Here is a 6,227-nt window from a genome sequence, read left to right on the forward strand (position 1 = left end):
GACCCGTTCGGGTTAACTCCATGTCCGAGCGCTAAGGAACCTAATTGGACAAATCATGGATACAAACATGTGCCTCCCAAAAATGCTTCTTGGAACGATATAGTCAAATCAACGAAATCTGGGCCAGCAAAATATAAACCAGAAATTAACATCGAAGCATTAGAGCGTTCTGTTTATAAAACTGGGCAACCAGTTACAAATGGTAAGCCTTGGAAAGTTCAAGATATGGGAGAAATTATCGGGGCTAGTGAAGGTAAACCAAGTCAATGGATAAGAGTTGAATATAGCGGCGGTACTATTCACGGACATCCAATATCTCTCAATGAATTTAGGAAACTGACAAAATAATGAACATTGATTTTTCAGAAAAAAGTGGGGTGATCGTTTTTAATGATTTTTCTATTAGTGATGATATTCCACTTGAGAATCAACTTGATGAATTAAAAGAAGATATGTTGCAGGTAGAATTTCCTAATGGATATCTTTTAGACATTGGCTGGAGACCCTCATTCGAAATTAATGGACAGTTTAACTTGGCATTAATTAAAGATTTTAACTGGGAAAGTCCTGTTTATTTAGGTTCAGCAAAAAATTTATCTGAGTTAGAAGAAAAGATTCAATCAGCAATGCATAAATTATAGTTGATGAAATTTAATAGCCGGAAAGATCCTTCGAGATCTTCCGGCCCTATTCATGATCTATCTTGGCGCATACCCACGGTAAGCCAGAGCGGACTGAAGCTTAGAAATCGCATCCTTAATCTGATACGCTTCCTCGTCATTCACGGCACAGGCGCGTATCTCCGCCCAGTTCAGCCGCTTCACCAGTTGGGCCAAGGCCAGCGCTTCAATGTGGGTTAACTGAATGTCCTGTAAATGTTCAATGGCTATCGTCATCTCATGCTCTCCCCTTAACCCGCAAAACCGGTTATCAGCGCCTGCATCTGCTGCTTAATCTCCCGCAGTTGGGCCTGTTGCCGCTGGTACTGTTGATGCTGTTGTTGCGTGGCTTCACTGTCAGGAATGAGCACCAGACAACCGTCCATTACCTTCACCGTAATCTGGCCGCCGGTATTAAACCCCGCCTGTCTCAGCCACTGTCCCTTAAGGTGTATCGCCGGGGTGGCGTTGTTGACCTTATTCCCGTTCGGCACATAGCCCACCGTATAATAACGTTCTGTTTTCACGGCTTTATTTACTGCCGCTTCTGCTTTAGAATGCGCCTTAGCCATCATTCAACTCCTTCTTAGTTGCTTGTGGTGAGCGGGGTTAAAGTGTTGGCAGCACCTTAGCCCCGCGTTAAATCAAAGGGTGTCCTTTTATCTTGCCAGCGCCTGTAACTGCTTCTTAGTTAAAAAAGCATCCAGCAACTTCTTAATCACTTCCTTGTCTTCCTCCGGTAGCTGTTCCACGGCCTGAAACTGTCTCAGTAACTCCCGGTCCTCAAATCTTGCTTTAGCCGCTTCCGTCGCCGCCCCTTCCAGCAAGTAATCACTGGTCACACCCAGCACATCCGCCAGACGCTTTAACGTGTCGCTTCCCGGTCTGGAAGTCCCCCGCTCAAAACGGCCAATATGGGTGTAATGCAACTCCGCCAGTCTGCCCAGCTCAGACTGAGAAAACCCCTTCTGCCTGCGTAACTCGCGTAAGCGTTGGGCAAATCCGGTCTCTGTCGCCGCTGTCATATCAAGCACCTCAGTCATCATAACGGTATCAAATAGAGCTATGTTGCCGTAATTATCTGCCATCTTCCATGCTCCGGTGCGTTGATATCGACTTTACATGCTTGACATAATAAAGCCTTGAAGCTACCTTATCAAGCATAAATGCTTTATTGAAAAATATTTTATAAGGACTGCTTACATGGCCCGGATACCCGAAGCCGAATTACAGCACCTGAAAGCCGCCGCCTCCTTAGTGGCCGTGGCGGAACAACAGGGACGAAAGCTGATTAAACACGGCAAAGACGATTACGTGGTGCTGTGTCCGTTTCATCAGGAGAAAACCCCGTCAATGGTGCTCAGCCCGAAAAAGAATCTGTATCACTGCTTCGGCTGTAATGCGGGCGGTTCGGTGCTGGACTGGGTGATGAAAACCGAAAGCTTAAGCCTGCGCCATGCGGCGGAGCGGTTGCGGGCTTTATTGGGCGAAAATCCGGCGGTCGAACCGCTGGTTGCGCCGTCTGAACCGACATTGCTGGCCGAAGATGAAGCCGGCCGGCAGGCGCTGCTGCATCGGGTGGTTGAGTTCTATCACCACACATTGCTGAACGCGCCGGAGATGCAGGCGTATCTGACCCAGCGGCGCCTCAATCACCCGGAGTTAGTCGCTCACTTCCGGCTGGGCTTTGCCAACCGCACGCTGGGGTATCGCCTGCCGTCGAAGAAACTCAAGCCGGGCGCTGAAATCCGGGCGCGACTGCGGGCGGTAGGGCTGATGCGTGAATCGGGTCATGAACATTTTACCGGCTCGCTGGTTGTGCCGGTTATCGATCCTCAGGGGCAAATACAGGAAATCTACGGGCGTAAAATTGGTGACCACCTGCGGGTGGGTACGCCGTCGCATCTCTATCTGCCGGGTACGCATCGCGGAGTCTGGAATGAGGCGGCGCTGATGGCCTCGAAAAGCCTTATCTTGTGTGAATCGCTGATTGATGCGATGTCGTTCTGGGTCGCCGGTCATCGGAACGTGACCGCCGCTTACGGGGTCAACGGGGTGACGGCTGACCACTGGCAGGCGTTTGAGCGGCATGGTATCAAGCAGGCGCTTATCGCCTTCGACAATGACAGCGCGGGCAATGAAGCGGCGGTAAAACTGGCAGCGGCGCTGCTGACAAAAGGTATCACCCCGCTGCGCGTGATGTTCCCGCCCGAAATGGATGCCAACGACTATCTGTGTCAGGCGGCCGAGCCGGAAGCCGCTTTCGCCCTGCTGCTTGAGAGCGCGACGCCAATGTCAACCGCAGTGACAACGCGCACGGAAGCGGAGGTATCCGCCGAAGCCGCCCCGCTTCCGGCTTTAGCCGCTGCTGTGGCGGCAGTGCAAAACCCGACGCCCGGCCTTATCTGGGAAGCAGGGGCAGGCGGGGAACTTAAGGTCTTGCTGGGCAGCCTGCGCTGGTGCATTCGGGGGTTGTCTTCCGTGAAAGCGGGCGCAGTTGCCATGAAACTCAATGCGCAGGTCATTGATACCCAAAGCGGCGTGATGTTCCTGGATGGCGTTGACCTGATGAGCGCACGCAGCCGTCAGGGTTACGCGCGGATGGCCGCGGCTGAGCTGGGGCTGGCCGAGGGGGATATTCGCCGCGCGCTGGGGCAGATATTACTGGCGATTGAGCAGTGGCAGCAGCAGGGGGAAATGGGGACTGAGCAGAAAACGCCAGAAATGAACGACGCCGAGCGGTCCGCGGCGCTGGCGCTGCTGCAAGACCCGCAGCTGAGTGAGCGCATCACCGCGGACTTAGCCGCCTGTGGCGTGGTGGGGGAAAGCACCAACCTTCTGGCCGGTTACTTAGCTGCCGTCAGCCGCAAGCTGGAACGTCCGCTGGCCGTGCTGATACAGAGCAGCAGCGCTGCCGGGAAAAGTTCACTGATGGATGCGGTACTCAATCTGATACCGGAAGAGGAACGCCTGCAATACAGCGCCATGACCGGCCAGAGTCTGTTCTATCTGGGGGAAACCAATCTCCAGCATAAAATCTTAGCCATTGCCGAAGAGGAAGGCGTCAGGCAGGCTGCCTATGCGCTTAAGCTGTTGCAAAGCGACGGCGAACTGACCATTGCCAGCACCGGTAAAGATGACGCCAGCGGTAATCTGGTCACCAAACAGTACACGGTGAAAGGGCCGGTGATGCTGATGCTCACCACTACCGCGATTGATGTCGATGAAGAGCTGTTAAACCGCTGTCTGGTGCTGACGGTAAACGAATCGCGGGAACAGACCGAAGCTATCCACGCTTTGCAGCGCCATAAACAAACCCTCGAAGGCTTACTGGCGGAGAATGAAAAGGCGTATATCACCGAACTGCATCAAAACGCCCAGCGGCTGTTGCGCCCGCTGAATGTGGTTAACCCTTATGCCTCACAGTTAACGTTCATGAGCGATAAAACCCGCACCCGGCGCGACCACATGAAATATCTCACCCTGATACAAAGTATCGCCCTGCTGCATCAGCACCAGCGCGAGGTGAAGACCGCGGAACACCGGGGCAAACGGCTTGAATATATCGAAGTCGCCAAAGAAGATATCCGCCTGGCGAACCGGCTGGCCCACGAGATATTAGGCCGCACACTGGATGAGATGCCGCCGCAGACGCGCAGGCTGTTGCTGCTGATACAAAACTGGGTCAGGGAAAGCGGGCAGCCGCGCCATGAAATGTTGTTTACCCGCAAAATGTTGCGTGATGCGGTGCAGTGGGGCGATACCCAGCTGAAAATCCATCTCTCACGGCTGGTTGAAATGGAATACCTGCTGTTGCACCGGCGCGGGCTGACGTTCATCTACGAACTGCTGTTCGACGGGGAAGACAGCGACGCCGCCCACCTGAGCGGGCTGATAGTGCCCTGAATGGCGCAGTATGAAATCGCCCGGTCGGGATAAGGCGTTAAGCGGTCGCCTGCCGGTCGGTATCAGGTCGGCAAGCGGTCGGGTTAAAAATATCAGCGCAAAGTCAGACACAACAAGGCTTCACAGCAAAGCGGTCGGGTTAAGCAAAAAATTACTGTTCCGGCAGGGCAGGATAAAAAAACCGTAGCATACCGACAGACCCCCCATTAAGAGGCAGACAATGGAAACACAACCTGTTTTTACCCTTGCGACCTTACGCCAGCAGCTTGAGGCGTATCTGGAAATCCAGACCGCCAGCGGGCACAGCACCCGAACGCCGGAAACCTATCGGGAATGGTTAACGCCGTTCGTCGACTGGTGCGAGATGCGGGCGGTCTACCATGCGCCGCAGGTCTCCCTGCCGTTGCTGGAGAGCTGGCAGCGTTATCTGCGCCGTTACCGCAAGGCAGACGGACAGCATTACGGCAATAACAGCCAGTTACAACGGCTCCGCGCCTTACGGGGATGGTTCCGCTGGTTATTGCAGCGTCACCATATCCTGTATAACCCGGCAGAAATGCTAATCCTGCCGAAAGAGGAGCAGCGGCTGCCCGCGCAGGTACTGAGTGACGCGGAGACTGAGCATGTGCTGACCAGCCTCGACACCCAGACGCCCCTCGGCCTGCGTAACCGCGCCATGCTGGAAGTGTTCTGGAATACCGGTATCCGGCGTACAGAACTGATTAATCTGAGACTCGGCGACATAGACCGCCATCGCGGGGTGGTGGTGGTGCGGCAGGGAAAAAACGGCCATGACCGGGTGGTGCCGATAGGAGAACGGGCGCTGGCGTGGCTGGAGCGGTATCTGGCCAGCGTGCGCCCGCAACTGGCCTATCGGTATGACAGCGGGCATATGTTCATCACCGTCAGAGGCAGACCGCTGGCACGCAACACCTTAACGCAAATCGCAGGGCGAACCATCCGGGAGCAGGCAAAACTCGACAAACCGGGGTCCTGCCACGTGTTCCGGCACACAATGGCAACGCAAATGCTGGAGAACGGCGCGGATACCCGGCATATCCAGGCGATACTGGGGCATAAAAAGCTGGAGACCACGCAAATTTACACGCGGGTTGCCATCGGACACCTCAAAGAAGTTCATCAACAGACGCACCCGGCAGAGCGGAAACCAAAGAAAAAGCAGACAACGCGGCCAGACGACAAACAGGCGAATAGTAACAAGCCGGACAGCCCGAAGCCGGTCTGAACGCGCTGTGTTGCCGGACAATCTTAATGTTAGCCGGCCCTCTGTCAGTCTCGTGGGAAAGGTGAAAGGCAGACTGTGCGCGTCCCTGCGCACAGACTGCCCCCCTACCTGCGGCGTGCCCGGCAGTAAATGCCGGCCGCCCGGCGCTGAACTTCGGCGTTCTCTGTGACCGTCGTTGCCGGTCAGCCGCCATTCAACATAATGTGGCATTAAGCGCAATGGGCCTGAACGGCCCACAACGCTTAACAAACATTATGTCGGCGCCGTCCACCCAAGGGCGCTGCGCGGTCACCTCAACCCCGGTGCGCGGCTGGCCGCCGGGTGGGGCCGCTTAGCCCCCGTGGCGCACCGGGCTGCGCCCGCTGCTGTCAGCCTCAATGCAAAATCCCACCGCCGCAGTCGCCGCCATCCGTGGC

General features: G+C 55.1%; 7 protein-coding genes and 1 pseudogene. 5 read left to right on the forward strand and 3 right to left on the reverse strand.

Features of this window, described 5'->3' with window-relative positions:
• Positions 1-348 (forward strand): annotated as a pseudogene (locus tag EAE90_RS22605) (RHS repeat-associated core domain-containing protein); the annotation flags it as partial.
• Complete coding sequence (locus EAE90_RS22610; RefSeq protein ID WP_214055381.1) at positions 348-641, forward strand: hypothetical protein; 294 nt, start codon at positions 348-350, stop codon at positions 639-641. The pseudogene EAE90_RS22605 and the gene EAE90_RS22610, both read left to right, overlap by 1 nt.
• Before the next feature lie 57 nt (positions 642-698).
• On the opposite strand, the gene EAE90_RS22615 is transcribed toward EAE90_RS22610, so the two are convergent.
• The 3 genes from EAE90_RS22615 to EAE90_RS22625 form a co-directional block, all read right to left on the reverse strand.
• Positions 699-896 carry a DUF7706 family protein gene (locus EAE90_RS22615; protein ID WP_046397392.1) on the reverse strand — a complete coding sequence of 66 codons (198 nt, stop codon included), beginning with the start codon at positions 894-896 and terminating at the stop codon, positions 699-701.
• A 14-nt stretch (positions 897-910) separates the two neighbouring features.
• Positions 911-1,231 (reverse strand): SymE family type I addiction module toxin, encoded by a 321-nt coding sequence (locus EAE90_RS22620; RefSeq protein WP_046397391.1) that lies wholly within the window; start codon positions 1,229-1,231, stop codon positions 911-913.
• Between the two features lie 87 nt (positions 1,232-1,318).
• Entirely contained in the window at positions 1,319-1,747 is a 429-nt protein-coding gene (locus tag EAE90_RS22625; protein ID WP_242685676.1) for a helix-turn-helix domain-containing protein, read from the reverse strand.
• A gap of 115 nt (positions 1,748-1,862) precedes the next feature.
• On the opposite strand from EAE90_RS22625, the gene EAE90_RS22630 reads away from it, so the two are divergent.
• The 3 genes from EAE90_RS22630 to xerC are packed head-to-tail and all read left to right on the forward strand — an operon-like array spanning position 1,863 to position 5,811.
• A complete protein-coding gene (locus EAE90_RS22630) occupies positions 1,863-4,565 on the forward strand; it encodes a CHC2 zinc finger domain-containing protein (RefSeq protein WP_214055382.1) in 2,703 nt (900 codons plus the stop codon).
• Positions 4,566-4,575: 10 nt separating this feature from the next.
• Positions 4,576-4,752: a hypothetical protein gene (locus tag EAE90_RS22635; protein ID WP_214055383.1), complete on the forward strand. Its 177-nt coding sequence runs from the start codon at positions 4,576-4,578 to the stop codon at positions 4,750-4,752.
• Positions 4,753-4,785: 33 nt separating this feature from the next.
• Positions 4,786-5,811: a site-specific tyrosine recombinase XerC gene (gene xerC, locus EAE90_RS22640; RefSeq protein WP_214055384.1), complete on the forward strand. Its 1,026-nt coding sequence runs from the start codon at positions 4,786-4,788 to the stop codon at positions 5,809-5,811.
• The last annotated feature ends 416 nt before the right edge of the window (positions 5,812-6,227 follow it).

The sequence above is a fragment of the Photorhabdus caribbeanensis genome (assembly GCF_018448885.1).
In the GTDB taxonomy this organism is placed as follows: Bacteria; Pseudomonadota; Gammaproteobacteria; order Enterobacterales; family Enterobacteriaceae; genus Photorhabdus; species Photorhabdus caribbeanensis.

What these genes read in the sequence shown, in the direction of transcription:
- EAE90_RS22630 (WP_214055382.1), top strand. Translation starts at nt 1,863, where the DNA reads ATGGCCCGGATACCCGAAGCCGAATTACAGCACCTGAAAGCCGCCGCC.
- EAE90_RS22620 (WP_046397391.1), bottom strand. Translation starts at nt 1,231, where the DNA reads ATGGCTAAGGCGCATTCTAAAGCAGAAGCGGCAGTAAATAAAGCCGTG.
- EAE90_RS22635 (WP_214055383.1), top strand. Translation starts at nt 4,576, where the DNA reads ATGAAATCGCCCGGTCGGGATAAGGCGTTAAGCGGTCGCCTGCCGGTC.
- EAE90_RS22625 (WP_242685676.1), bottom strand. Translation starts at nt 1,747, where the DNA reads ATGGCAGATAATTACGGCAACATAGCTCTATTTGATACCGTTATGATG.
- EAE90_RS22610 (WP_214055381.1), top strand. Translation starts at nt 348, where the DNA reads ATGAACATTGATTTTTCAGAAAAAAGTGGGGTGATCGTTTTTAATGAT.
- xerC (WP_214055384.1), top strand. Translation starts at nt 4,786, where the DNA reads ATGGAAACACAACCTGTTTTTACCCTTGCGACCTTACGCCAGCAGCTT.
- EAE90_RS22615 (WP_046397392.1), bottom strand. Translation starts at nt 896, where the DNA reads ATGACGATAGCCATTGAACATTTACAGGACATTCAGTTAACCCACATT.